Raw genomic sequence first — 25,002 nt, forward strand, 5'->3', positions numbered from 1 at the left:
TCGTTCCTCAGGCTTTGGCTTTCGGCAGTTCGATGCCGGGGAAAATCTTGATCACGGCCGAGTCGTCTTCACGACCGTAGCCTGCGCTGGATGCTTGCATGAACATCTGGTGTGCGGTCGCCGACAGTGGCAGCGGGAATTTGCTGGTACGCGCGGTATCCAGCACCAGGCCCAGGTCCTTGACGAAAATGTCGACCGCCGACAGCGGCGTGTAGTCGGCGTTGAGGATGTGCGGTACGCGGTTCTCGAACATCCACGAGTTGCCGGCGCTGTTGGTGATGACCTCGTACAGCGCGTCGGCATCCACGCCTTCGCGCAGGCCCAGAGCCATGGCTTCGGCGCTGGCCGCAATGTGCACGCCCGCCAGCAGCTGGTTGATGATCTTGACCTTGGAACCCAGGCCGTGAACGTCGCCCAGACGGTAAACCTTGCCAGCCATGCCGTTGAGGACCGCTTCGGCCTTGGCGTAGGAGTCGGCCGGGCCGGAGGTCATCATGGTCATCTGGCCGGCAGCGGCCTTGGCCGCACCGCCGGAGATCGGCGCATCGAGATACAACAGGTTCTGTGCCGTGAGCCGCTCGCCGAGCTCGACCGCGAAAGTTGGTGCGACGGTGGCGCAGCCAATCACCAGGCTACCGGGACGCAGCGCCGCAACGGCGCCGTTCTCACCGAATAACACGGTTTCGGTCTGCTCGGCATTCACTACGACTGTGATGATTACATCGCAAGCGGCCGCCATGCTGGCAGGCGAATCGCAGGCCACGCCGCCTTCCTGAGCGAAGGCTTCAGTGACGCTGGTGCGCACATCGCACGCGTGAACCTTGAAGCCGCTGCGCAGCAGGGATCGGGCAATGCCCAGGCCCATGGCGCCCAGGCCGATAACGCCAACGTTCTGAGTGTTCATGCAGTAATCCTCAAGTCAGTGCCGATGCTCGTCAGTCCAGCATACGGACGATATTGTTCTGATCTGTGAATCCGATAGTGAACCTGTGAGTGGATAATGTGAAGTCTTTTTTGTTTTTAACAAATCTTCACATCATCGGTATTTTTCATCAGCCACAAAAAAGCCCCTTCATGAGGGGCTTGGTAATCGATCCGTGGGAGCGGACTTGTCCGCGAGAGGCCAGCGCATCCGCTACATATCCATTGTCAGGAACATAGTCTTCGCGGACAAGTCCGCTCCCACGGACCATTTCCCAGCGAAGATCTAGCGCTTCCCACCCACCGGTGCGAGGAGCAATTCGATGCGTTGCTTGCGGATCCCGTCGACCGCCGCTTCGGCCAGCGATGCGTCGGTGATGATGGTGTCGAACTGATCCAGCGCCGCGATCTTGTACATGCCAAAGGTGCCGTACTTGGAGCTGGTCGCAATCAGCACGGTTTGCGAAGCCGACTGCATCGCCGCCTGCTTCACTTCAACCTTCAGCGCCGAAGGCGTGGTGGTGCCGCGTTGCAGATCCCACGAACTGGTGGACATGAACGCCACGTCCGTCGCCAGCTGGCGCAGGGTCGCCGCCGCGAGTCCTCCGACGCTGGAGCGGTTGGGGTGATCGAGCAGGCCGCCGGTGTGGATCACGTCCACATGAGTCGCGTCAGCCAGCGCGTTGACGATGCCAAAATCGTTGGTCACTACCGTCATGCCTGACATCGCCACGATGAACGGCACGATCTCCAGCGTGCTGGTGCCGGCATCCAGATAGACCGTCATGTCGGGGTGCAACAAACCCGCCGCCAGCCGGGCCATGGCTTGCTTGTGCGGCAGCTCGACCACAGCCTTGGATTGGTGGCTGGGTTCGCTGTGTACCTGACTGACGATGCGCACGCCGCCCGTCACCGAATAAGCACGCCCTTCCTGCTCCAGCAGCGCGATATCGCGGCGAATGGTCATGTGCGAACAGTCGAACATCTCCATTAGCTGATGCACGCTGAGCACCTGGTGCTTGCGCAGCTCGCGCAGCATCAGCTCGCGGCGCTGATCGGGGATCATCGGTGTGCCGCCGGTAATGGCGAGCTCCTCGTCGGTGGACATTCCTGCTCCTGTGCATCGATGGACCGCCCACGGCGGGTGGACGGTCCGGGCATCTTAGCCAATCGGCCCGGCAATGGAAGCGCGGACTAGTGAGCGCTTTCCTGCGGCGCCGACGAACCGGTCACCGAGCGCACCAGTTTGCCGATGGTCAGGCCCTGCAGCAGGCTGGCGGCGGCCAGGTGCAACTGCGAACAGCATGGCGGTTTCGCCGACGCTCGGGGTTTCGCCCAATTGTGCGATGCCGAGCAGCACGGTGAATACCACTACCGCCGTGCCGTCGTTGAACAGCGACTCACCGACGATTGTGGTCTTGAGCGGCTTCGAAGCATTGGCGGTGCGCAGCACGCCGAGCACGGCAATCGGGTCGGTCGGCGAGATCAGCGCGCCAAACAGCAGGCAATACAGCGGGCTGACGTGCCAGCCGAACAGGGAGAAAATCCAGTACGCCAGCGCGCCGATGACGGTGGTGGCGGTCAGTACCCCGAAGGTTGCCAGCAGGCCGATGGGCCACCGATGGCTTCGCAGATCAGCGAGGTTGACGTGCAGCGCATCGGCGAACAGCAGGAACGACAGCATCCAGTTCATCAGCAGGTCGCCAAAGTCGATCTGGCCGATCAATTGCTGAACGTGTTCTTCGAGCCCAGGGAAACCCATGAAGCTCAGGCCTTGCAGAATCAGCGAAAACAACAGCGCGGTGACCATGACACCGATGGTGGGAGGCAGCCGATGAAGCGGAAATTCACATAGGTCAGCAGTGAGGTAAGGCAGATAAAACCAACAGCAAGTTCAAGCATCCGTATTCTCGATTCAAATCATGCCCGGGGAATGCGGTCTGCTTTCTGCCGGGCATTGTTAGGATGTGCCGGCAATGCCGCCGGACACATCCGATGAGGCAAACAGCAAAGCCGCTGTTGTCACCGGCGCAGTGGCGTGGAGCTCCGCAGCTTGCCCCACAACAACCCGATCACGGCGGCAATGGTCGATGCCGACAGCACACTGAGCTTGGCAGCAGCGAGCAGCGCAGGGTCGGAAAAAGCCAGCGATGCGATGAAAATGGACATCGTAAAGCCAATGCCCGCCAACAGGCCGACCAATGCCACACCGTTCCAGCTTACGCCTTCAGGCAACTGGCAGATATTCAGCTTCACCAGCGCGAAGCTGGTCAAGACAACTCCCAAAGGCTTACCCAGAACCAGTGCCACCATCACCCCGGCGAATACGTGCTGAGACATTGCCTCGCCCAGATCCGCGCCCGCCAGGTTGACTCCAGCGTTGGCAAGTGCAAAAAGCGGCATCACACCGAATGCGACCCAAGGGTGGAGCCCCATCTGGATCCGTTGTACTGGAGGCAGCAGTTCGCGCTGGGCGTGCTTGAGCTGTTTCAACGGCTCGGCGACGGTATGCGGGCTGTCGTCAGATTTGGAAAAGCGGTCGGCCAGTTCATGGAAGGTGCGTCTGATGGTTTCCAGCGGACGTTCCACGGCGGGCTTGCGGTTGACAGGAGTCATCAGGCCCAGAATCACTCCGGCGAGGGTTGGATGCACGCCGGTTTTCAGCAAGCCGAACCATACGATCGCGCCCGGAAGAATATACGCATAGGCCTTGCCTATGCCCATGCGCTGCAGCGCCACAACCAGCAGCAGGCCGACCACGGCGATCCCCAGGCCTTGGTAATCCAGGCTGGCGGTATAGAACACCGCGATGATCAGGATGGCTACGATGTCATCGATGATCGCCAGTGCCAGCAGCAGAACCCTTACCCCGCCTGGAATAGACTTGCCGAGCAGTGCAAGCACCCCGACCGCGAAGGCGATGTCTGTGGCGGTGGGAACGGCCCAGCCGCTACTCGCCACGGTGCCGTGGTTGAGCAGGGTATAAAGGATGGCCGGCATCAGAACACCACCCAGCGCCGCGCCTAGCGGGAGTGTCGCAAGCTTGAAGTTGGCCAGTGCGCCGTCTTTTATTTCCTGACGGATCTCTGCGCCTACGACCAGGAAGAATATGGTCATTAACCCATCGTTGACCAGAAAGTGCAGGGAACGCGAGACGCTGTACTCACCAATGCCAAGCGTGATTTGGGTATGCCAGAAATGGTCGTAACTGGCGGCTGCCGGGCTGTTGGCCCAAACCAGTGCCACCAGCGCGGCGAGTAGCAAGGCGATGCCGCTGACCGCTTCGATATGCGAGAAGCGCTCCAGTGCGGAAACCGCACGCTCGGTCAGCAATTGGGGACGCGGGATGTAAGGGCTGTTCGGATTTTTATCAGGCACGGCGGTTCTCCGCTAGCGGCCCGACCAGCGTTTGAGATTTAACCTGCCCTGTGCCGTATGCAGCAGCGCACCCGGAACGGATCATAAGAAGCACGGTGGCCGGATGCAAATCGATCCGGCTCGCAACGGCTCCGCCAGCCATCAGCTTGCCACTGTGAGCAAATGTTGGACTACAGTTGAGGGACTTCCGGACAAAGCCATAACAAGACGGAGCAACTCCCTATGTCAGCTCGTACCCGCTGGAAAATCCTGGCCGTCTCGGCGGCACTTTCGGTCACTAGCGCGGCCAGCGCCGCGCCCTCGTTCATCAACATTCTTACCGGCGGGACCAGTGGGGTTTACTACCCCATCGGGGTGGGACTGTCACAGATCTACGGAGATGGTATCGCCGACGTCAAAACCTCGGTTCAAGCGACCAAAGCGTCCGTCGAGAATCTGAACCTGCTCCAGGCCGGGCGTGGCGAACTCGCGTTCGCGCTTGGCGACTCGGTTGCCGATGCCAGCAAAGGCGTGGAGGAAGCGGGCTTCAAAGCGCCGTTGACCAAGTTGCGTGCGATCGCAGGCGCCTACCCCAACTACATCCAGATCGTGGCAAGCCAGGAATCGGGTATCAAGACGTTGGCTGACCTTAAGGGCAAGACCATTTCAGTGGGCGCTCCGAAGTCCGGTACCGAGCTCAACGCTCGCGCGATCTTCAAGGCTGCAGGGCTGACCTACGATGATATGGCCAAGGTGCAATACCTGCCCTTCGCCGAGTCCGTGGAGCTGATCAAGAACCGTCAGCTCGATGCGACGTTGCAATCCTCCGGCCTGGGCATGGCCGCCATTCGCGATCTGGCCTCGACCATGCCGCTCAATTACGTGGCCATCCCTGCCGATGTGGTCGCGAAGATAGGCAACGCCGCCTACCAGCCGGCCATGATTCCTGCCAATACCTACGACGGTCAGCCGGCGCCGGTGCCCACTGTTGCAATCACCAACATTCTGGTGACCCGAGCCGATCTGTCCGATGAGCTCGCCTACCAGATGACCAGGCTGATGTTCGAGAACCTGCCGCGGTTGGGCAACGCCCACTCGGCGGCCAAGGAAATCAGCGTGCAGAACGCCGCGAAGAAGCTGCCTATTCCGTTGCATCCCGGAGCCGAGCGTTACTACAAAGAAGCTGGAGCTCTGTGACGGAGGCCGGAACATTTCGTATCCAGAATTGGCGTGATAAGGCGGGCACTTGATGAGCGAAGAAACGCACGGCATCGCGGCGAATCCGCGCGACTGGCCAAGGACGCTGTTCTATGTGGCGTTGCTGTTTTCCGTTTTTCAAATTGTCACTGCGGCGTTTTCGCCGGTTTCCAGTCAGGTGCTGCGCGCTGTCCATGTAGGGTTTCTGCTGTGGGTGGTGTTCCTCAGCTACCCGGCATACGGAACGAATCGGCCATATCAGTCCGTTGCCTGGCTACTGAGTCTGGCGGGCATTTGCACCGCTGCGTATCAGTGGTATTTCGAGGCCGATCTGATACTGCGGTCCGGCGACCTGAGCGAGCTGGATATGGTGATCGGCCTGGTGCTGATTGTGCTGGTATTCGAAGCCGCGCGCCGCGTAATGGGGATCGCGTTGCCCATTATCTGCGGGCTGTTTCTGGCTTATGGTCTGTTCGGCGAGCACCTGCCCGGCGACCTGGCGCATCGGGGGTACGGATTCGATCAGATCGTGAACCAACTGTCGTTCGGTACCGAGGGCTTGTACGGTACGCCGACTTACGTGTCGGCGACCTACATTTTCCTTTTCATCCTGTTCGGTTCTTTTCTGGAACAGGCCGGGATGATCAAGCTATTCACCGATTTCGCCATGGGTTTGTTCGGCCACAAGCTGGGCGGCCCTGCAAAGGTCTCCGTGGTGTCATCGGCGTTAATGGGCACCATCACCGGCTCTGGCATCGCCAACGTAGTGACGACCGGGCAATTCACCATTCCGCTGATGAAACGCTTCGGTTACCGGGCTGCATTCGCTGGCGGAGTGGAAGCGACGTCGAGCATGGGCAGCCAGATCATGCCGCCGGTGATGGGCGCCGTCGCATTCATCATGGCCGAGACGATCAACGTGCCCTTCGTCGAAGTGGCCAAAGCCGCACTTATTCCCGCGATCCTCTACTTTGGATCGGTGTTCTGGATGGTGCATCTGGAGGCCAAGCGCTCCAACCTTAAAGGGCTGCCCAAGGATCAATGCCCCAGTGCGTGGGCCGCTGTAAAAGAGAGCTGGTATCTGCTGATTCCGCTGCTGGTGCTGGTGTACCTGCTGTTTTCAGGCCGCACGCCACTGTTCTCCGGCATGGTGGGACTGGCCTTGACGGCGATCGTGATTCTCGGTTCGGCGATTATTTTGCGAGTTTCCAGCTTCGCCTTGCGATGCGCGTTCTGGATCGCACTGGGTGTGCTTTGCGTCGGGTTCTTCCAGCTGGGGATCGGGGTGATCTTTGCCGTGATCGCCGGTTTGATCGTTGTGTGCTGGTTCATCAAGGGCGGGCGCGACACGCTGGACATCTGCCTGAACGCGCTGGTCGAAGGCGCCCGTCATGCGGTGCCGGTCGGCATCGCTTGCGCGCTGGTGGGTGTGATTATCGGCATCGTCTCGCTGACCGGCATCGCATCGACTTTCGCGGGCTACATCCTGGCCATCGGCAAGGACAATCTGCTGTTGTCACTGATCCTGACCATGGTGACCTGCCTTGTCCTGGGCATGGGCATTCCGACGATCCCCAACTACATCATCACCAGCTCCATAGCCGCACCCGCTTTGCTGGAACTCGGGGTGCCGTTGATTGTGTCGCACATGTTTGTGTTCTATTTCGGCATCCTCGCCGACCTGACGCCTCCCGTCGCGCTGGCTTGCTTCGCTGCTGCGCCCATCGCCAGGGAAACCGGCTTCCGGATCAGCTTGTGGGCGGTGCGTATTGCGTTGGCCGGTTTCGTGATCCCTTTCATGACGGTTTATAACCCGGCCTTGATGCTGCAGGGCGACGATTTGTGGGCGACCGCCTACATGCTGATCAAGACTGTGCTGGCGGTAGGACTCTGGGGCATGGCTTCTACCGGTTATCTGCAACGGCACATGCCTTGGTGGGAGCGCTTGCTGTGCTTTGCCGCCGGCGCATCGCTGGTCGTAGCGCTGCCGTTGACCGATGAGATCGGTTTCGCGCTGGGCACGCTGATGATCCTGCAACATGTCTGGCGGTTCCGTCGTCACGGCCTTCTTGCCCGATGATCGCTTTGTGTCTGGGGCTGGCCGGTACAGTGTGGGTGCAGCTGCCGATCTCGCACTTCACGCTGGGCTGGTCTCACACCATCGAAAAGATTCGCTGGGAAGAAGATTATCTCGTCACGGCGCAGGGGCTGGTTCTGACTGAAGCCCGGGTAAGGGGCAGCGGGGCGGGCATGGAGATCCCCAACGGGGCCCGGCTGGAGAACGGCAGCTGGCGGTACCAGCCTCGCGTACCGGCGTTGCAACCGCTTAAGCTGGCCCGTACCCCGCAGGCCGGCGATTATCAGATATGTGGCGAGGGCCGTTGTCGCGAGCTGAGCGAATGGCTCGGCCCTCCCAGCGCTGACCGAACGGCGTTGGAGTTGTGGGGTTGCCCGCTGGCTTGACTCAGCTTCTTGCCGACGCTGCGACAGATGCGTCGCAGCCCTGATCCCGGTATGGTTGTCTGCGCTTGTTATAGCTTTTGGTAAAAACCAGTTCAGCTAGAGGTCCCATGCAGATCGAGCTATTGGAGATCCGCGACCATCTTCAGCGCTTCGCGCCTTTCGACACATTGCCCGCTGAAACGCTTGATGAAATAGCGCGGCGTGTCGAGGTCAGCTATTTCAAGGCGGGCAGCCAGATTCTGGAGGCCGGGGCGGTCATCCATCATTTGCATTATGTGCGCAGCGGTGCGGTGGAAATCTCTCGCCGCAGTGGCGAGCTGTACAACCGTCTCGTCGAAGGCGATGTGTTCGGGCAGGCAGGCCTGTTGCGCAGCAACAAGGTGCGCTATCCGGCACGCGCTTTCGAAGACAGCCTGATCTATTTCATACCCGCTGACCTCTTCGCCCAACTTTGCGAGCGATACGACAGTTTCGCCGAGTTCGTCGAGGCCGAGGGGCATTCGCGGCTCAAGTCGGCGGTCGAGGCCCAGGGGCGGGCGAGCGAGCTGATTCAGCTCAAGTCGCGGGCGCTGATTTCGCGCGATCTGGTATGGGTGACGCCGCAAACGACCGTTCATGAAGCTGCGCAGTTGATGACCCGGGAAAGCGTGTCGTGTGTAGTGGTCATGGAACCGGTTGAACGCGGCGCCGAACGAATGCTCGGCATCCTGACCGACCGGGACCTGCGAACCCGGGTGGCGGCGAATGATCGAAGTGCCAGCGGGACGCTGATCAGTGAGGTGATGTCAGCCGATCCAATCGTGATCCAGGCTGATGACTCGGTATTCGAAGCCATGCTCTGCATGCTGCGTAACAATATCCATCACCTGCCGGTGGCCCACAAGGGACGCACGCTGGGCCTGATCAACCTGTCGGACATCATCCGGCACGAGTCGCAAAGCAGTTTGTATCTGGTCAACAGTATTTCGAACCAGACGTCGGTCTCAGGTTTGCGCTCGCTGCTGCGCGACTTGCGAGGGACATACATTCGCATGGTTCGCGACGGAGCCACAGCGCACATGATCGGTAGCGCCATCTCGGGCATCGGGCGGGCATTTACCCAGCGTCTGCTCGAACTGGCCGAAAAGGAATATGGGCCGCCGCCGGTCCCGTATTGCTTCATGGTGCTGGGCTCAATGGCCCGAGATGAGCAACTGCTGGTGACCGATCAGGACAACGCGCTAGTGCTGGACGACAGCTTCGATCCCGCTATCCATGATTCCTACTTCAGGAAACTGGCCGAGTTCGTCAGCGACGGATTGGCTGCCTGTGGTTACAGCTACTGCAAAGGCGGAATCATGGCCACCAATGACCAGTGGCGCCAGCCGCTGTCGGTGTGGAGATCCTACTTCACCCAATGGATCGATAAGCCCGATGCTGCCTCGCTGCTCAACAGCTGCATCTTTTTCGATCTGGACGGCGTCTATGGCCGCCTGGAGCTGGTGGCAGAACTGCAGCGTCTCTGTGCGCAGAAGGCCAGAACAGCGCCCGACTTCCTCAAGGCCATGTCCCGAAATGCGTTGAACAGAACCCCGCCGCTGGGGTTCTTTCGCACGTTCGTGGTTGAAACCGATGGCCGTCAGAAACAGATCATCAATCTCAAGGGACGCGGCACCGCACCCCTGACTGACCTGATCCGTATTCACGCGCTGGCCTGCGGCTCCACCGCGCAGAATTCCTTTGAACGTCTTGAGGCCATCAGCGCCACCAAGCTTATGCCGCCGGAGGCGATTGAGCATTTGAGGTATGCGCTGGAGTTCCTGTCCATGGTTCGCATCCGTCATCAGGCCGAAGCCCTGGAGCTGGGCGAGAAGCCGGACAATTACATCGAGCCGGGACGGTTTTCTCACAGCGAACGGCATAACCTCAAGGAAGCCTTTCAGGTGCTGAGCAATGCGCAGAAATTTCTGCGCTTCCGCTATCCTGGCGGCGTGCGGCAGAGCCGATGAAAATGGCGGACCCGACCAGCGCAGCGGGCGTCCTCGACTGGGCCAGGCGGTTCGAGACACTTGCCCTGGGAACCAGAAACCCGCTGCTTCAAGCGTTCTATCAGGCCGGAGCGGTCGGTGCCGACACGCCGCTGGGGCAGATCCCGATGCTGGCGATGGATGTGGAAACCACCGGCCTGGATCCGCGCAGCGATAGTATTGTGAGCGTTGGCCTGCTGCCTTTCACTTTGCAGCGGATACGGTGCGCAGAGGCGCTTTACTGGGTGGTCAAGCCGCCTTCGGAGCTGAGCAGTGAGTCGGTAACTTTCCACCACATCACGCATTCGGACATACGCCACGCGCCGCGGTTGAACGAGGTGCTGGAAGAGTTGCTCAAGGCAATGGCGGGCAGAGTGATGGTGGTTCACTACCGGGCCATCGAGCGAGGCTTTCTCGATCAGGCTTTACGCAGCACGCTGGGTGAAGGGCTGGAGTTTCCAGTAATCGATACTATGCAACTGGAGGCGCGGATGCACAGGCAGAAACGAGGCTGGCTCGACCGCCTGCTGCGTCGCCCGACCGTTTCCATCAGGCTCGCCGACAGCCGCACGCGTTACAACCTGCCGCCCTATCGGGCTCACCACGCTCTGGTCGATGCCCTTGCCACCGCAGAGCTGCTGCAGGCGCAAGTGGCAACTCATTACGATGCAAGTACCCCAATCGGCCATTTGTGGCAGTGACGCCCGGCTTCAGGCCATAAAAAATGCGCCTGAAAGGCGCATTTTTTCGGTTCCGTTCAGGAACGGGGTTCGGACATCAGACCCTTGACCAGCGATATGCATCCCACCGCCAGTACCAGTGCAAAAGGCAGGCCTGTCGACACAGCCATTGCCTGCAACGCGACCAGACCGCCGCCCAGCAGCAGGGCTATTGCGATCACGCCTTCGATCACCGCCCAGAAAACCCGTTGCGGTACCGGCGCGTCTACCTTGCCGCCTGCGGTGATGGTGTCGATGACCAGTGAGCCGGAGTCCGAGGACGTAATGAAGAAGACCATCACTAGAATGATGCCCAGGAAGGATGTGATTTCCTTGAGCGGTAGTGCTCCCAGCATGGCGAACAGTTTGAGTTCGAGCACCGCATCCTTGACCTCGACCAGCCCCTGCGTGGTGACCTGATCGATCGCCGTGCCGCCGAACGTTGTCATCCACAACACCGAAACCAGCGAAGGCACCAGCAGGACGGAAACCAGGAACTCGCGAACGGTACGGCCTCGGCTCACGCGGGCGATGAACATGCCGACGAAAGGTGACCAGCTTATCCACCACGCCCAGTAAAAGGCGGTCCAGCCCTGGGTGAACTCTGTGTCGGTTCGCCCGAACGGATTGGACAGTGCGGGCAGATACCCAACGTAAGTTGCCAGGTTTTTGAAAAACCCAGTGAAAATTGCCAGAGTCGGCCCGACGATGATGATGAACATCAGCAGCAGCAGGGCCAGGCCCATGTTGATCTGCGAAAGCATCTTCACACCCTTGTCCAGGCCCGAGACGACTGACCACAGGGCGACGAGCGTGATACCGACGATCAACAGAACCTTGCTTACATTGGTCGACTTGATACCAAACAGGTATTCCAGGCCTGCAGCGGCCTGTTCAGCGCCGATGCCCAGCGATGTCGCCAGCCCGAATAAAGTTGCGAACACCGCCAGAATGTCGATCACATGACCTGGCCAGCCCCAGACTCGCTCACCAAGCAGCGGGTGGAAGACCGAGCGAATGGAAAGCGGCAGACCTTTGTTGTACGAGAACAAGGCCAAGGACAACGCAACAATGGCGTAAATCGCCCAAGGGTGCAGGCCCCAGTGGAAGATCGTGGCCGCCATGGCGAGATCGGCCGAAGCTTTCATATCGCCCGCTGCGCCACCCAGGGGAGCCCAGTCGGTTCGCGCACCGGAAGCATCCGCCGTGACGCCACCCATAGCGGCGGCGTAGTGCGACATCGGCTCAGCAACGCCATAAAACATCAGACCAATACCCATGCCTGCGGCGAACAGCATCGAGAACCAACCCAAATACGTATGATCTGGTACTGCATCTCTGCCGCCCAAGCGCACTTTGCCCAAAGGCGAAACGATCAGGACCAGGCAGAGGATCACAAAGATATTGGCGACGCTCATGAAAAACCACGCCAAGTGGCCGGTAAGCCAGTTGCGGATCGAGCTGAAAAGCGGCTCGACTTCATTCTGCAGCGCCAGCGTCATGACTACGAAGAGCAATACAGTGGCTGCGGAAATGATAAAAACCTTTCCGTGAATATCCAGGGAAAATGAAAACTCTCCCTTGATGTTGTCTTGCCCGATGACGTAGTCGGTTTCGATCAGGTTAGCGTCACCGCTGGGAGCCGGTATTCCTTCGCCGCTGGTTGATCGAGTGTTTTCCGGCAAATCATCCATAGGGTTTTTACCCACAAGAGCCTCCTAAGACTGGCACGTACCGCGTGCGTTATGGTTATGCCCCGCTGTTCCTATGGTAAAACGAGAAAGTCGTGTATCTATCCTAGCAAGGTTTGATCGATATTCCGGACCGTCCGGCCTGTGCCACGTAAATTAGCCGATCGATTTGCGACCGGTTCACCTGCCGCCGACGCATTTGGCTATGTCAACGACGGTTGCGAACGCAGGCGCGCAAGTTGACCAACGAGATATGTTTAAGCAGCGGCCATGCGACCAGAAACATTTACGCTTAGTTCAGTGGCCGTAGGGCTGTATATCCAGATGCTCGACGCAAACTACTTGGGTTCGCAACCTTTTCCTCGACCGGAGCTCCTACTTGGGCTGGTCTTTCTCGATGGGCTTCTGATGAAGCGAACAATATAAGGATGGATGTATGACAGTTGCTTTCTGGTGTGTATTGATTGCGTTTCTTCTGCCCATCGCGTGCGCGGCGATCGCCAAGTTCGGCAGCGGCAAGTTCAAGATGGGGCACAATCACGATCCGCGCAGCTTTCTCGACAAGCTCGAAGGCTTCCCGAAGCGTGCCCACGCGGCGCAGCTCAACAGCTACGAGATCAACCCGGCCTTCGCCGCTGCGGTCATCATCGCGCACATCACCGACAATGCGTCGCTGGTCACCATTGATGTGATGGCTGTGCTGTTCATCACCAGCCGCTTGCTATACATCATTTTCTACCTGGCGGACCTGGCTGCCTTGCGCTCGATCATCTGGATCATTGGCCTGGGATTGGTCATTGGCCTGTTCGGAGTCGCCGCGGTACCCGCCGCGGCCTGATTTGGACGCGCCTTCACCAGGCTTTAATGTGGGAGCCAGCTTGCTGACGAAGAGGCTGGCACAGCCGCAACATGTGTGTAGCTTGTACCTAAGTCCTCGCCAGCAAGCTGGCTCCCACAAGATCGTGGCGCACTCCTAATCTGTAGGAGCCAGCTTGCTGGCGAAGGGGCCGATACAGCCGCAACCGGCGTGTCGCCTGTACCCGAGTCTTCGCCAGCAAGCTGGCAACCAGAGTCCTACTCCTGCGGCTGGACCTTTTCCAGTTCAGCCTGGGCATCCTGCAGCTCTTTGCGCGATTCGGCGAGTTTGTCTTTTCGCTTGTTGATTCGCTCCGGGTCGCCTTTGGTCATGGCCTTGTTCAGGTCTGTCTGACGGCGGCTGACTTCGCGTTTGGCGTCCAGCACCTTCTGTTCGCGCTGCTTGAGCAGAGAGGCTTCGGTGCAGTTGGCGTTGACTTCGCTCAACGCTTTTTCCAGCCCGGCCTGCTGGTATTTGTCGCCCTCGGCCTTGGCGTCCTGAAGCTTGCTACTGATCTCCTGGCTCTTGACCAGACACTCTGACGACGCAGGCGCCGCGTCGGCGGCCAGTAGCGGGGTCGCCAGCAATGTGCAGCTGGTGAACAGAATCAGGGGCGATAAAAACTTCATGTGAACTCCTTAACCAATACTTCCGGGCGTATGCACGCTTGAAACCCGGTAATCGAAATACGTCTAGAAACCGTTGATGCCCTGCGCTCTGAGCTGTGCCGCCAAAGCCTGCATCTGCGGGTGACTGAAAAATGCCTGGAGTGTGGCCGCACGGCCAGCGCCAATACCCGGCACGGATTGCCACTGCTCTGTGCTGCGTGCCGCCAGCTCGTCCCAGTCACCCGTCAATTGCGCACCGCCGGTGGGCGGCAAGCCAATGGCGATGAGCCATTTGTGAAACGGGCGGTCACGAGCTGTTTCCAGACTGCGCAACAGTGTAGCGCTGCTTCGTTCGGCCAAGCCGGGAATGTTAGCAAGCCGGGCGCTATCGAGTGTCATCCAGTCGAGCAAACCAGTGATTTGCCCGGCCTCGATCAGCCGGTCCCAGGTGCCCGGTCCGACACCCGGCAGCGCAAGGCCCCGCTTGCCGCCGAGCCAGTTCAGGCGGGCGCGAAACTGTTGCTCACAACCGGGTGCCAGCTCCAGACAGCTCAAGGCGTGATAGTCGTCGGCTTGCGGCACGGTCAGCTCCATGCGCTCGACACTGCGCGAGACCACGCCATCGAGCCGTGGGATCGTCAGCCCCGCCAGGCTGACTGCGACCTGATCGCCGGGGCGGATATCCATCGCCTGCCAGCGCTGCAGCGAACCGACGCTGATGCGAGCGATGTTGCGGTCGTCCAGCCGCACAGGCTTGAGGTCCAGCACGGGCGTGATTCTGCCGCTGCGACCGATATTGAAAGTGACTTTACGGACCTCGGCCAGCGCCTGTGCGTATGGATACTTCCAGGCAGCTATCCAGTAAGGCGGCTTTCGATAACCTGCCTTGGCTTGCCAGCGTCGCGCAGGCGGGCGCTTGCCCTGGCGCATCACCACGCCGTCAGTGGCGAAGGGCAGTGCGCTGCGATACCAGTAATCACGCCAGGCACTGGCCTGCGCAAAGCCGCGCAGGGGTTCGCTGAAACGCACGCTGTCCTCGAAGCCCAGCGCCTGCAGGCCTGCCAGCCGATCCTGCATGCTTGATGGACCATCCGGCCAGTCCCATACGAACAGGCCAATGTTCGCGCCTTCTTCGACTGTAATGATCTTGCGGCCCAGCAGCCCGGCGACTTTGCTGCGCGCGTTCAGACTCCCCGCTTGGGCCTGGATGTGGTCAGTCAGTTTCCAGTAAAGCTCGCCCTGCAAGATCAGCGTTTTCTGCCAAGGCAGGCTGGCGGGGATCGCCGCAATCCGAGGCGCATGAGGCGTCCAGTTCTGGCCGCTCAGCCCGTCGCCACGGCTGATTACCTGGACCAGTTCTCCCGCTTCATACGTCAGCGTAACCGCCACGCCGTCGACCTTCGGTTGAATCCAGAGGTCGGTTCTACCCTTGAGCCAGGCTTGTACGGCAATTTCATCGGCGAGCTTATCAAGGCCGGTGTGCGGAACAGGGTGCGCGACCGGCCCGCGAGCCGTGGCCAGCGGGCTGGCGGACGTTACTGGCAACGCAGCGAAGCAGGATTCGAGCAGCGTGAGCCGCTGGCGCGACTGGTCGTAAAGCTCGTCCGCCACCAGCGAGACGCCCTGGCGGTGATAGCTGTCGTCCCATAGAGCAAGGCGGGTTTGCAGAGCGCTCATTTCGAACCGGGCTTTTTCAGGCTGCCAGTCGGGACACGGGTCAGCATCGGCGGCGATGCAATACATCGTGAAGGCGGCACAGGCGAGCAGGCGGATTGAAAGCAGCATCGAAGCGTCCTTGCTTGGAAGTTGACTGAGCAAGGCTAGCGGGAGTTGGCGGAGCAGGAGGCAGCGAGGTTTTGCAGGGTTTTACCAGCTCCAGCCTGCGTCGCGAGACTGTGGCAGGAGCTCGCTGGCGAGGACGGCGCTCCGGGCAGTATATCTATTGCGGATCCACAGGCCCCTTCGCCAGCAAGCTAGCTCCCACATAAAGCCCAAGATCCGCCGCGAGACCGTGGGAGGCAGCTTGCTGGCGACGGCGGCGCCACAGGCGATAAAGATCGCCGGTATTGCTTGAAAAAAAGCCCCCGAGGCGCAGGCCGTCGGGGGCTTGGTAGAGCGGGGACTTATTACAGACCGGCAGCGGCGCGCAGTGCGTCGGCGCGGTCGGTTTTTTCCCAGGTGAAGGCGGTGAAGGTGTCATCGCCAACGGTCATTTCAACCGGGGTGCGACCGAAGTGGCCGTAAGCGGCGGTTGCCTTGTACATCGGGTGCAGCAGGTCGAGCATGGTGGTAATTGCGTATGGACGCAGGTCGAAGTGCTCGCGGACCAGCTTGATGATCTTGTCATCCGACAGCTTGCCGGTGCCGAAGGTGTTCAAGGAGATAGAGGTAGGCTGCGCCACGCCGATGGCGTAGGAAACCTGGATCTCGCAACGCTCGGCCAGGCCGGCGGCGACGATGTTCTTGGCCACATAGCGACCGGCATACGCTGCCGAACGGTCAACCTTCGATGGGTCCTTGCCGGAGAACGCGCCGCCGCCGTGACGGGCCATGCCGCCGTAGGTGTCAACGATGATCTTGCGACCGGTCAGGCCGCAGTCACCCACCGGGCCGCCAATGATGAAGTTGCCGGTCGGGTTGATGTGGAACTGGGTGTCCTTGTGCAGCAATTCGGCAGGAATCACGTGCTTGACGATCAGCTCCATGACGCCTTCGCGCAGGTCTTTGTAGGAAACGTCCGGGTTGTGCTGGGTCGACAACACGATAGCGTCAACGCCTACGACCTTGCCGTTTTCGTAGCGGCAGGTGACCTGAGACTTGGCGTCCGGGCGCAGCCATGGCAACAGGCCGGATTTGCGGGCCTCGGCCTGGCGCTGCACCAGCTGGTGCGAAAAGGAGATCGGCGCCGGCATCAGCACGTCGGTCTCGTTGCTGGCATAGCCGAACATCAGGCCCTGGTCGCCCGCACCCTGATCTTCAGGCTTGCTGCGGTCAACGCCCTGGGCGATGTCGACGGACTGTTTGCCGATGATGTTCATCACGCCACAGGTCGCGCCGTCGAAGCCGACGTCCGAGCTGTTGTAGCCGATATCGAGAATGACGTTACGCACGATCTCTTCCAGATCGACCCACGCCGAAGTGGTCACTTCGCCAGCGATGATCGCCACGCCAGTCTTGACCAGGGTTTCGCACGCAACGCGGGCGTATTTGTCTTCAGCGATGATTGCGTCCAGTACCGCATCGGAAATCTGGTCGGCGATCTTGTCCGGATGTCCTTCGGACACGGACTCGGAGGTGAAAAGTGAGTAGTCGCTCATCTCTACGGGTTTCCTGAAAATTTTACCGATGGTGAGTGTTGCCAGCCGGTCGCTGAAAATGGCGGACCTGAATCTGGAAACCATTACGTAAGCCTACGTACAGGCTTTCCCCGGGAACTAGCCCCGCAGCGATGGCCCAACGGGCCAGATCTTCCTGTTCGAAACCCAACCAGAGATCGCCACAGGCCTCCCTGGCCCAACTCTGATCGTGGCTGCACAAATCCGTTATCAACAAACTGCCGCCTGGCTGCACCAGCCCGGCCAATTGCTTCAAGGCATCGGCCGGCGCGGCGAAATGGTGAAGCACCATGTTCAATACGACGCAATCGGCACGCACTTTAGCGTCCACCAGCGCATCGGCCAGCCGCAGCTCAACATTAGCCAACGCCTGACGGGTGCAGGCTTCGCGGGCCAGTTCAAGCATGGTCGGGCTGTTATCCATGGCCGTGACGTGCTGGAAGCGGCGGGCCAGTTCCGGCAGGAATCCGCCATCACCCGGCCCGACTTCCAGCGCCGTCGCATCAGGCTCGAAGCTCAGTTTGTCGAGCAGCGCCAGCAGGCTTTCGCGGTATTGGGCAAGCCCCGCGATGAGATCCTGCTGGGCGCGGAATTTTTCCGCGGTGCGGGCGAAAAAATCCTGGCTGGCCAGTGCGCGCTGCCTATGCACCAGGCCGATCCGTTCCAGCACATCCGCGGGCAGTTCCAGCGAATCGACTTCGTCGAGCAGCGCTGCATGCAGTCGTCCGCCGGGCCGCCCGGTATGGGGCAGGGCGCGGCGGTAGAAAATTGCGTTGCCTTCGCGCCGGGTCGCGACCAGACCGGCCTGCGCCAGCACCTTGAGGTGATGACTCATGCCCGACTGGCCAATGGCGAAGATCTGCGCCAGCTCCAGCACGCCAAACGAATCGTTGGCCAGCGCTCGCAGAACATTCAGCCGCAGAGGATCGCCGCCCGCCTTGCACAAGGCAGAGAGGTCGTCGCAGTCATCAGGGCCGATTGCAGGTGCGCGCAGGTTCATGGAATCGCAGTCTAGAGAGCGATCCGGCGTGCCGCAAGGTCAATATCAAAAAGTTTTGATATTGGTCGATGGGTGGCGCCGGCCCGTTTCCTGACCAATGAGTCTGAGGGGAATACAGGCAACTACGACCCAATAACGACATCAACGCCGGAAAAAAGAACCTATGGTTACTAGTCTGTCATTGCCCCCGGGCAGCCCGTGAGGGAAAATGGCCGTCTTTTTCCGATCCCATCTCATACTTTCCAGGAGATCAGCGATGCCAAGCCGTCGTGAGCGTGCCAACGCCATTCGTGCCCTCAGCATGGATGCCGTGCAAAAAGCCAACAGCGGCCATCCCGGTGCCCCGATGGGCATGGCGGATATCGCCGAGGTTCTTTGGCGCGACTATCTGAAGCACAACCCGGCCAACCCGTCTTTCGCTGACCGTGACCGTTTCATCATGTCCAACGGACATGGTTCGATGCTGATCTACTCGCTGCTGCACCTGACCGGCTATGACCTGTCCATCGAAGACCTGAAGAACTTCCGTCAGCTGCACAGCCGTACGCCGGGCCACCCTGAATTTGGTTACACCCCGGGCGTGGAAACCACCACCGGCCCGCTGGGCCAGGGCTTCGCCAACGCGGTAGGTTTTGCGGCCGCCGAGAAAACCCTCGCCGCGCAGTTCAACCGTCCCGGCCACACCATTGTCGACCACAACACCTATGTGTTCATGGGTGACGGCTGCATGATGGAAGGCATCTCGCACGAAGTCGCGTCGCTGGCCGGCACGCTGCGTCTGGGCAAGCTGATCGCTTTCTACGACGACAACGGCATCTCCATCGATGGCGAAGTCGAAGGCTGGTTCACCGATGACACGCCCAAGCGCTTCGAATCCTACGGCTGGCAGGTAATCCGCAATGTCGACGGTCACGATGCCGATGAAATCAAGACCGCCATCGACACCGCTCGCAAGAGCGACCAGCCAACGCTGATCTGCTGCAAGACCACTATTGGTTTCGGTTCGCCGAACAAGCAGGGCAAGGAAGAATCCCACGGCGCGCCGCTGGGTGCCGACGAAATCGCCCTGACCCGCGCTGCCCTGAAGTGGACCCACGGCCCGTTCGAAATCCCGGCCGACATCTACTCGGAGTGGAACGCGAAGGAAAAAGGTCTGGCGGCCGAGGCCGAGTGGGACCAGCGTTTCGCTGCGTATTCCGCCGCTTTCCCTGAGCTGGCCAATGAGTTCATCCGTCGCATGAGCGGCGAGCTGCCTGCCGATTTCGCCGAAAAATCGGCTGCTTATATCGCGCAAGTCAATGAAAAGGGCGAAACCATCGCCAGTCGCAAGGCCAGCCAGAACGCACTGAGCGCCTTTGGCCCGTTGCTGCCGGAAATCCTGGGCGGTTCCGCCGACCTGGCAGGTTCCAACCTGACCATCTGGAAAGGCTGCAAGAGCATCACCGGCGAAGACGCCAACGGCAACTACCTGCATTACGGCGTCCGTGAGTTCGGTCAGGCCGCGATGATGAACGGCATCGCTCTGCATGGCGGTTTCGTGCCGTATGGCGCGACCTTCCTGATCTTCATGGAATACGCCCGCAACGCCGTGCGCATGGCTGCCTTGATGAAGAAGCGCGTGATCCACGTTTTCACCCACGACTCCATCGGTCTGGGCGAAGACGGCCCGACTCATCAGCCGATCGAGCAACTGACCAGCCTGCGCACCACGCCGAACCTGGACACCTGGCGCCCGGCCGATGCCGTGGAGTCGGCAGTAGCCTGGAAATACGCCATCGAGCGTAACGACGGCCCGTCCGCGCTGATCTTCTCCCGTCAGAACCTGCCGCATCAGGCGCGCGACGAAGCGCAACTGGCCGACATCGCTCGTGGCGGTTATGTCCTGCGCGACTGCGCCGGCGAGCCGGAGCTGATCCTGATCGCCACCGGTTCGGAAATCGGTCTGGCGGTTCAGGCATTCGATGCGCTGGCTGCAAAAGGTCGCAAGGTGCGCGTGGTTTCCATGCCATGCACCAGCGTCTTCGAAGCCCAGGACGCAAGCTACAAGCAATCGGTTCTGCCGCTTCAGGTCAGCGCACGTATCGCAATCGAAGCCGCCCACGCTGACTACTGGTACAAGTACGTCGGTCTGGAAGGTCGCGTGATCGGCATGACCACCTTCGGCGAGTCGGCACCTGCGCCAGCGCTGTTCGAAGAGTTCGGCTTCACGCTGGAAAACGTGTTGAGCACTGCTGAAGAGCTGCTCGAAGACTAAAGACGGCACACCGTAGGAGCGCGCTTGCCCGCGACCAGGGTTAACGCGAAATGTCAGACGATCCGCGTTGTATTTTGTCGCGGGCAAGCGCGCTCCTACAGGTTTTCAGCGAACACCCGCGAGACCCCCATGCCCCAGCCCCGCCCTTACAAAGTTGCTCTGAACGGTTACGGCCGCATTGGTCGTTGCGTCGTGCGCGCTTTGTGCGAGCGGGGGGCGAAGGCGGGTTTTGAAGTCGTTGCGATCAACGACCTGGCCGACATGGCCAGCCTTGAATACCTCACGCGCTTTGACTCCACACATGGCCGGTTCCCCGGCGAAGTGCGGGTTGAAGGCGATTATCTGCACATCAACGATCACAAGATCCGCGTGCTGCGCAGCCCGACGCCCGAAGGCATCGACTGGGCCGCGCTGGACGTCGATCTGGTTCTGGAGTGCTCCGGCGTCTACAACACCCGCGAAGACGGCCAGCGCTTTCTCGATGCGGGCGCGCCGCGCGTGCTGTTCTCCCAGCCGATGGCCAGCGAAGCGGATGTCGACGCGACCATCGTGTTCGGCGTCAACCAACAGAACCTGACCGGGCGTGAGTTGCTGGTTTCGGCTGCGTCCTGCACCACCAACTGCAGCGTGCCGTTGCTGCGCTTGCTGGATCAGGCACTGGGGCTGAATTACGTCACCATCACCACTATCCATTCGGCGATGAACGATCAGCCGGTCATCGACGCCTATCATCATGAGGACTTGCGGCGCACGCGCTCGGCGTTCCAGTCGATCATCCCGGTCTCCACCGGGCTCGCGCGCGGAATTGAGCGGCTGCTGCCGGAACTTGCGGGCCGAATTCAGGCCAAAGCAGTTCGCGTACCGACGGTGAATGTCTCGTGTCTGGACATCACGCTGCAAACCACGCGTGATACCGATGCTGTCGAGATCAACCGCATCTTGCGCGAAGCCGCTACTTGCGGCCCGCTCAAAGGCTTGCTGGCATACACCGAGCTGCCGCATGCCAGTTGTGATTTCAACCATGACCCTCATTCGGCCATCGTCGACGCCAGCCAGACCCGTGTCTCCGGCCCAAGGCTTGTGAACGTGCTGGCCTGGTTCGACAACGAGTGGGGTTTTGCCAATCGAATGCTCGACGTCGCGGACCACTTCCTGCGCGTCGCGGACCAATAACAGTAAAAACAGGAACGCCTCATGACCGTGTTGAAGATGACCGACCTCGATCTGCAAGGTAAGCGTGTACTGATCCGCGAAGACCTTAACGTCCCGATCAAGGACGGCGCCGTCAGCAGCGACGCACGTATTCTTGCGTCGCTGCCGACCATCAGGCTGGCATTGGAAAAAGGCGCGGCCGTCATGGTCTGCTCGCACCTTGGCCGCCCGACCGAAGGCGAGTTCTCGGCCGAAAACAGCCTCAAGCCGGTCGCCGACTACCTGAGCAAGGCCTTGGGCCGCGAAGTGCCGCTGGTTGCCGACTACCTGGATGGCGTCGACGTCAAGCCAGGCGACGTTGTGCTGTTCGAGAACGTGCGCTTCAACAAGGGCGAGAAGAAAAACGCCGACGAACTGGCGCAGAAGTATGCGGCGCTGTGCGACGTGTTCGTCATGGACGCGTTCGGCACCGCCCACCGCGCTGAAGGTTCGACCCACGGCGTGGCCAAGTTCGCCAAGGTTGCTGCGGCAGGTCCGCTGCTGGCAGCCGAACTGGACGCGCTGGGCAAGGCGCTGGGCGCGCCAGCCAAGCCGATGGCCGCGATTGTTGCCGGTTCCAAGGTCTCGACCAAGCTCGACGTGCTCAACAGCCTCAGCGCCATCTGCGACCAGCTGATTGTCGGCGGCGGCATTGCCAACACGTTCCTTGCAGCCGCTGGCCACAAGGTCGGCAAATCGCTTTACGAGCCGGACCTGCTGGACACCGCTCGCGCCATTGCTGCCAAGGTCAGCGTGCCGCTGCCGGTAGACGTCGTGGTAGCCAAGGCGTTTGCTGAAGATGCCGAAGCGACCGTCAAGCTGGTCGCCGACGTGGCGGATGACGACATGATCCTCGACATCGGCCCGCAGACAGCCGCCCGGTTCGCCGATTTGTTGAAATCTTCCAAGACTATCCTGTGGAACGGCCCGGTTGGCGTGTTCGAGTTCGATCAATTCGGCGAAGGCACCAAGACTCTGGCCAAGGCCATCGCTGAAAGCCCGGCGTTCTCCATTGCCGGTGGCGGTGACACGTTGGCGGCGATCGACAAATACAATGTCGCGCAGCAGATTTCCTACATCTCCACTGGTGGCGGTGCGTTCCTCGAATTCGTGGAAGGCAAGGTTCTGCCGGCGGTGGAAATGCTTGAGCAACGCGCCAAGGCCTGATGTGCGGCGGCGGCAAGGAGTGACACATGGTGAGGGCGTTACCGTTGTTTTTCATGACCGGCCTGCTGACCGGTTGTGCAAGCGGACCTGCGACTGACGAGGCAGAGCCTGTGCCCGAGACCCAACTGGCACAGCTGAGCTGCTACCAGGCGCGATGGCAGGCTGAAACCGTGCCTGTCATCTACAAGCGCGGCGGTCTCGAGGTTTGGGATCGGTATGAATTCATGCCGCAGGTCGGTAACGTCGCTTGTCGCTGAACCTGTTCTGAACTGTTGTCGGCAACATATACGGAGCCTGGCGGTCTTTAAGGGGTGGATTACTTTCCGGAAAGGAGTTTCGCCATGAAAATCGCCGCCTTGGCTCTTGTGAGTTGCTTTGTTGTAGCAGGCTGTACCGGTTCTGGCACCCATGCCAAGACCTGTGAAGTATTCAGCCCGGCTTCCGTGGATGTACCAACGACCGACAACACCCAGCGTGTCGAGGCGCGGGTCACCGGCGAGCCGGCCGATGATCGTAATCAGGAACAGAACTGCCCCTGACAGACTGAAGCGCTCGCAAGCGCCAGGTTTCGCCGGGCAGGCCAGGAGATGTGATGAAAGGCTTGTTTGCCCTAGCGGCACTGGCGGCGCTGGGTGGTTGCGCCAGCGGGAAAACTCCGCAGCAGGGCGATCCATGGAACCATTGGGTCTGTGACAGCAAGGCCGAGGTGCACTGGCGCTTCACCGATTCCAGCGAAAAGCAGGTCGACGTTCGACTGAACGAAAGCGACCAGGTGTTCCGCCTGCAGGCCCAGCCCGGCGCTGCCAGCGGCATGCTTTACAGCAACAATGTGTTGGCATTTGCCAACAAAGGCAGTGAAGGCGTTATCTATTGGGACGCCACCAATGATTTGATCGGTCGCGGCTGCAAGGCCAGGTAAATCGCAGCCGATGCCCCACCCGCACGGCTGAGTGGCCGCTGCGTATAACTTGAACAGCAGCCGCCACTACGGCAGGCTTGCACGATTAACGACCCTACCGGGAGAGAGACAGACAATGGCACTTATCAGCATGCGCCAGATGTTGGACCACGCAGCCGAATTCGGTTACGGCGTTCCAGCTTTCAACGTAAACAACCTGGAACAGATGCGCGCCATTATGGAAGCGGCCGACAAGACCGACTCCCCGGTGATCGTTCAGGCTTCGGCCGGTGCCCGCAAATACGCCGGTGCCCCGTTCCTGCGTCACCTGATCCTGGCGGCCGTCGAAGAATTCCCGCATATCCCGGTGGTCATGCACCAGGACCACGGCACCAGCCCCGACATCTGCCAGCGCTCGATCCAGCTGGGCTTCAGCTCGGTAATGATGGACGGTTCTCTGGGTGTGGACGGCAAGACGCCGACCACTTACGAGTACAACGTCGACGTAACCCGTCGTGTCGTTTCCTTCGCCCACGCCTGCGGCGTGTCGGTTGAAGGCGAGCTGGGTGTTCTGGGTTCCCTGGAAACCGGCATGGCCGGTGAAGAGGACGGCGTCGGTGCCGAAGGCGTTCTGGACCACAGCCAGATGCTGACCGACCCTGAAGAAGCCGCCGACTTCGTGAAAAAGACTCAGGTCGACGCATTGGCTATCGCCATCGGCACCAGCCACGGCGCGTACAAGTTCACCAAGCCGCCTACCGGCGACATCCTGGCGATCGAGCGCATCAAGGCGATCCACAAGCGTATCCCTAACACTCACCTCGTCATGCACGGTTCCTCTTCCGTTCCGCAGGAATGGCTGAAAATCATCAACGAGTACGGTGGCGACATCAAGGAAACCTACGGCGTGCCGGTCGAAGAGATCGTCGAAGGCATCAAGCACGGCGTGCGCAAGGTCAACATCGACACCGACCTGCGTCTGGCGTCCACCGGTGCCATCCGCGAATTCATGGCCAAGAACCGCAGCGAGTTCGACCCGCGTAAATACCTGGCCAAGACCGTAACCGCCATGCGCGACGTGTGCATCGCCCGTTACGAAGCCTTCGGCACCGCAGGCAATGCCTCGAAGATCAAACCGATCTCCCTGGACGCCATGTTCGAGCGCTACGCGCGCGGCGAACTGGATGCCAAGGTCAACTAAGTTGATGGCGTAATAAAAAACCCGCAGAGATGCGGGTTTTTTTATGGCTCGCTTGGGCGAGCGCGCTCCAGGGTTTTGTGCACTACTGTGGGAGCCAGCTTGCTGGCGAGGAGGCCGGTACGTCCACAAAAGGTGTGT

General features: G+C 60.3%; 21 protein-coding genes and 1 pseudogene. 13 read left to right on the forward strand and 9 right to left on the reverse strand.

What is annotated here, in order from left to right; genetic code table 11:
• Positions 1-7: 7 nt before the first annotated feature.
• From ltnD to nhaA, 4 genes and pseudogenes are all read right to left on the reverse strand, one after another.
• The gene (gene ltnD, locus J3P77_RS01725) at positions 8-904 is read right to left on the reverse strand and encodes an L-threonate dehydrogenase (protein ID WP_434679199.1); all 897 of its coding nucleotides are present in this window, start codon (positions 902-904) and stop codon (positions 8-10) included.
• A 303-nt stretch (positions 905-1,207) separates the two neighbouring features.
• Positions 1,208-2,029: a DeoR/GlpR family DNA-binding transcription regulator gene (locus J3P77_RS01730; protein WP_434679201.1), complete on the reverse strand. Its 822-nt coding sequence runs from the start codon at positions 2,027-2,029 to the stop codon at positions 1,208-1,210.
• A 189-nt stretch (positions 2,030-2,218) separates the two neighbouring features.
• Positions 2,219-2,823, reverse strand: a pseudogene (locus tag J3P77_RS01735) (cation:proton antiporter domain-containing protein); the annotation flags it as partial.
• Between the two features lie 120 nt (positions 2,824-2,943).
• The gene (gene nhaA, locus J3P77_RS01740) at positions 2,944-4,299 is read right to left on the reverse strand and encodes a Na+/H+ antiporter NhaA (protein WP_434679202.1); all 1,356 of its coding nucleotides are present in this window, start codon (positions 4,297-4,299) and stop codon (positions 2,944-2,946) included.
• A 222-nt stretch (positions 4,300-4,521) separates the two neighbouring features.
• Here nhaA and J3P77_RS01745 point away from each other — a divergent pair, with 222 nt between their 5' ends.
• The 5 genes from J3P77_RS01745 (at position 4,522) to J3P77_RS01765 (ending at position 10,645) form a co-directional block, all read left to right on the forward strand.
• Entirely contained in the window at positions 4,522-5,475 is a 954-nt protein-coding gene (locus J3P77_RS01745) for a TAXI family TRAP transporter solute-binding subunit (RefSeq protein ID WP_434679203.1), read from the forward strand.
• Between the two features lie 52 nt (positions 5,476-5,527).
• Positions 5,528-7,555, forward strand: a complete 2,028-nt coding sequence (locus J3P77_RS01750; RefSeq protein WP_434679204.1) for a TRAP transporter permease — start codon at positions 5,528-5,530, stop codon at positions 7,553-7,555.
• The gene (locus tag J3P77_RS01755; RefSeq protein ID WP_434679206.1) at positions 7,552-7,938 is read left to right on the forward strand and encodes a DUF1850 domain-containing protein; all 387 of its coding nucleotides are present in this window, start codon (positions 7,552-7,554) and stop codon (positions 7,936-7,938) included. Before J3P77_RS01750 ends, J3P77_RS01755 begins: the two co-directional genes overlap by 4 nt.
• Before the next feature lie 107 nt (positions 7,939-8,045).
• Positions 8,046-9,926, forward strand: a complete 1,881-nt coding sequence (locus J3P77_RS01760; RefSeq protein WP_434679207.1) for a DUF294 nucleotidyltransferase-like domain-containing protein — start codon at positions 8,046-8,048, stop codon at positions 9,924-9,926.
• Positions 9,923-10,645, forward strand: a complete 723-nt coding sequence (locus tag J3P77_RS01765) for a 3'-5' exonuclease (RefSeq protein WP_434679208.1) — start codon at positions 9,923-9,925, stop codon at positions 10,643-10,645. Before J3P77_RS01760 ends, J3P77_RS01765 begins: the two co-directional genes overlap by 4 nt.
• Before the next feature lie 56 nt (positions 10,646-10,701).
• On the opposite strand, the gene J3P77_RS01770 is transcribed toward J3P77_RS01765, so the two are convergent.
• Positions 10,702-12,357, reverse strand: coding sequence for a BCCT family transporter (locus J3P77_RS01770; RefSeq protein WP_434681832.1), 1,656 nt, complete (start codon positions 12,355-12,357; stop codon positions 10,702-10,704).
• Between the two features lie 433 nt (positions 12,358-12,790).
• Between J3P77_RS01770 and J3P77_RS01775 the strand changes: the two genes are divergently transcribed.
• Entirely contained in the window at positions 12,791-13,192 is a 402-nt protein-coding gene (locus tag J3P77_RS01775) for an MAPEG family protein (RefSeq protein WP_434679209.1), read from the forward strand.
• Between the two features lie 236 nt (positions 13,193-13,428).
• Here the strand turns inward: J3P77_RS01775 and J3P77_RS01780 are convergent, their stop codons facing one another.
• From J3P77_RS01780 to J3P77_RS01795, 4 genes are all read right to left on the reverse strand, one after another.
• Positions 13,429-13,839, reverse strand: coding sequence for a DUF1090 domain-containing protein (locus tag J3P77_RS01780; protein ID WP_434679210.1), 411 nt, complete (start codon positions 13,837-13,839; stop codon positions 13,429-13,431).
• A gap of 63 nt (positions 13,840-13,902) precedes the next feature.
• A complete protein-coding gene (gene ligB / locus J3P77_RS01785; protein ID WP_434679211.1) occupies positions 13,903-15,603 on the reverse strand; it encodes an NAD-dependent DNA ligase LigB in 1,701 nt (566 codons plus the stop codon).
• Positions 15,604-15,944: 341 nt separating this feature from the next.
• Complete coding sequence (gene metK / locus J3P77_RS01790) at positions 15,945-17,135, reverse strand: methionine adenosyltransferase (protein WP_434679212.1); 1,191 nt, start codon at positions 17,133-17,135, stop codon at positions 15,945-15,947.
• Between the two features lie 22 nt (positions 17,136-17,157).
• A complete protein-coding gene (locus tag J3P77_RS01795) occupies positions 17,158-18,153 on the reverse strand; it encodes an ArsR/SmtB family transcription factor (RefSeq protein WP_434679213.1) in 996 nt (331 codons plus the stop codon).
• Positions 18,154-18,409: 256 nt separating this feature from the next.
• Here J3P77_RS01795 and tkt point away from each other — a divergent pair, with 256 nt between their 5' ends.
• From tkt to fba, 7 genes are all read left to right on the forward strand, one after another.
• A complete protein-coding gene (tkt, locus tag J3P77_RS01800; protein WP_434679215.1) occupies positions 18,410-20,407 on the forward strand; it encodes a transketolase in 1,998 nt (665 codons plus the stop codon).
• Between the two features lie 129 nt (positions 20,408-20,536).
• The gene (gene epd / locus J3P77_RS01805; protein WP_434679217.1) at positions 20,537-21,580 is read left to right on the forward strand and encodes an erythrose-4-phosphate dehydrogenase; all 1,044 of its coding nucleotides are present in this window, start codon (positions 20,537-20,539) and stop codon (positions 21,578-21,580) included.
• Between the two features lie 21 nt (positions 21,581-21,601).
• Positions 21,602-22,765 carry a phosphoglycerate kinase gene (locus J3P77_RS01810; RefSeq protein ID WP_434679219.1) on the forward strand — a complete coding sequence of 388 codons (1,164 nt, stop codon included), beginning with the start codon at positions 21,602-21,604 and terminating at the stop codon, positions 22,763-22,765.
• Between the two features lie 26 nt (positions 22,766-22,791).
• Complete coding sequence (locus J3P77_RS01815; RefSeq protein ID WP_434679220.1) at positions 22,792-23,022, forward strand: hypothetical protein; 231 nt, start codon at positions 22,792-22,794, stop codon at positions 23,020-23,022.
• 84 nt (positions 23,023-23,106) lie between these two features.
• Positions 23,107-23,304 carry a hypothetical protein gene (locus tag J3P77_RS01820; RefSeq protein WP_434679221.1) on the forward strand — a complete coding sequence of 66 codons (198 nt, stop codon included), beginning with the start codon at positions 23,107-23,109 and terminating at the stop codon, positions 23,302-23,304.
• Positions 23,305-23,357: 53 nt separating this feature from the next.
• Positions 23,358-23,684, forward strand: a complete 327-nt coding sequence (locus J3P77_RS01825) for an MliC family protein (RefSeq protein WP_434679222.1) — start codon at positions 23,358-23,360, stop codon at positions 23,682-23,684.
• 115 nt (positions 23,685-23,799) lie between these two features.
• A complete protein-coding gene (gene fba / locus J3P77_RS01830) occupies positions 23,800-24,864 on the forward strand; it encodes a class II fructose-bisphosphate aldolase (protein WP_434679224.1) in 1,065 nt (354 codons plus the stop codon).
• Positions 24,865-25,002: the final 138 nt, after the last annotated feature.

This window comes from Pseudomonas sp. R1-18, assembly GCF_051132095.1.
GTDB lineage: Bacteria > Pseudomonadota > Gammaproteobacteria > Pseudomonadales > Pseudomonadaceae > Aquipseudomonas.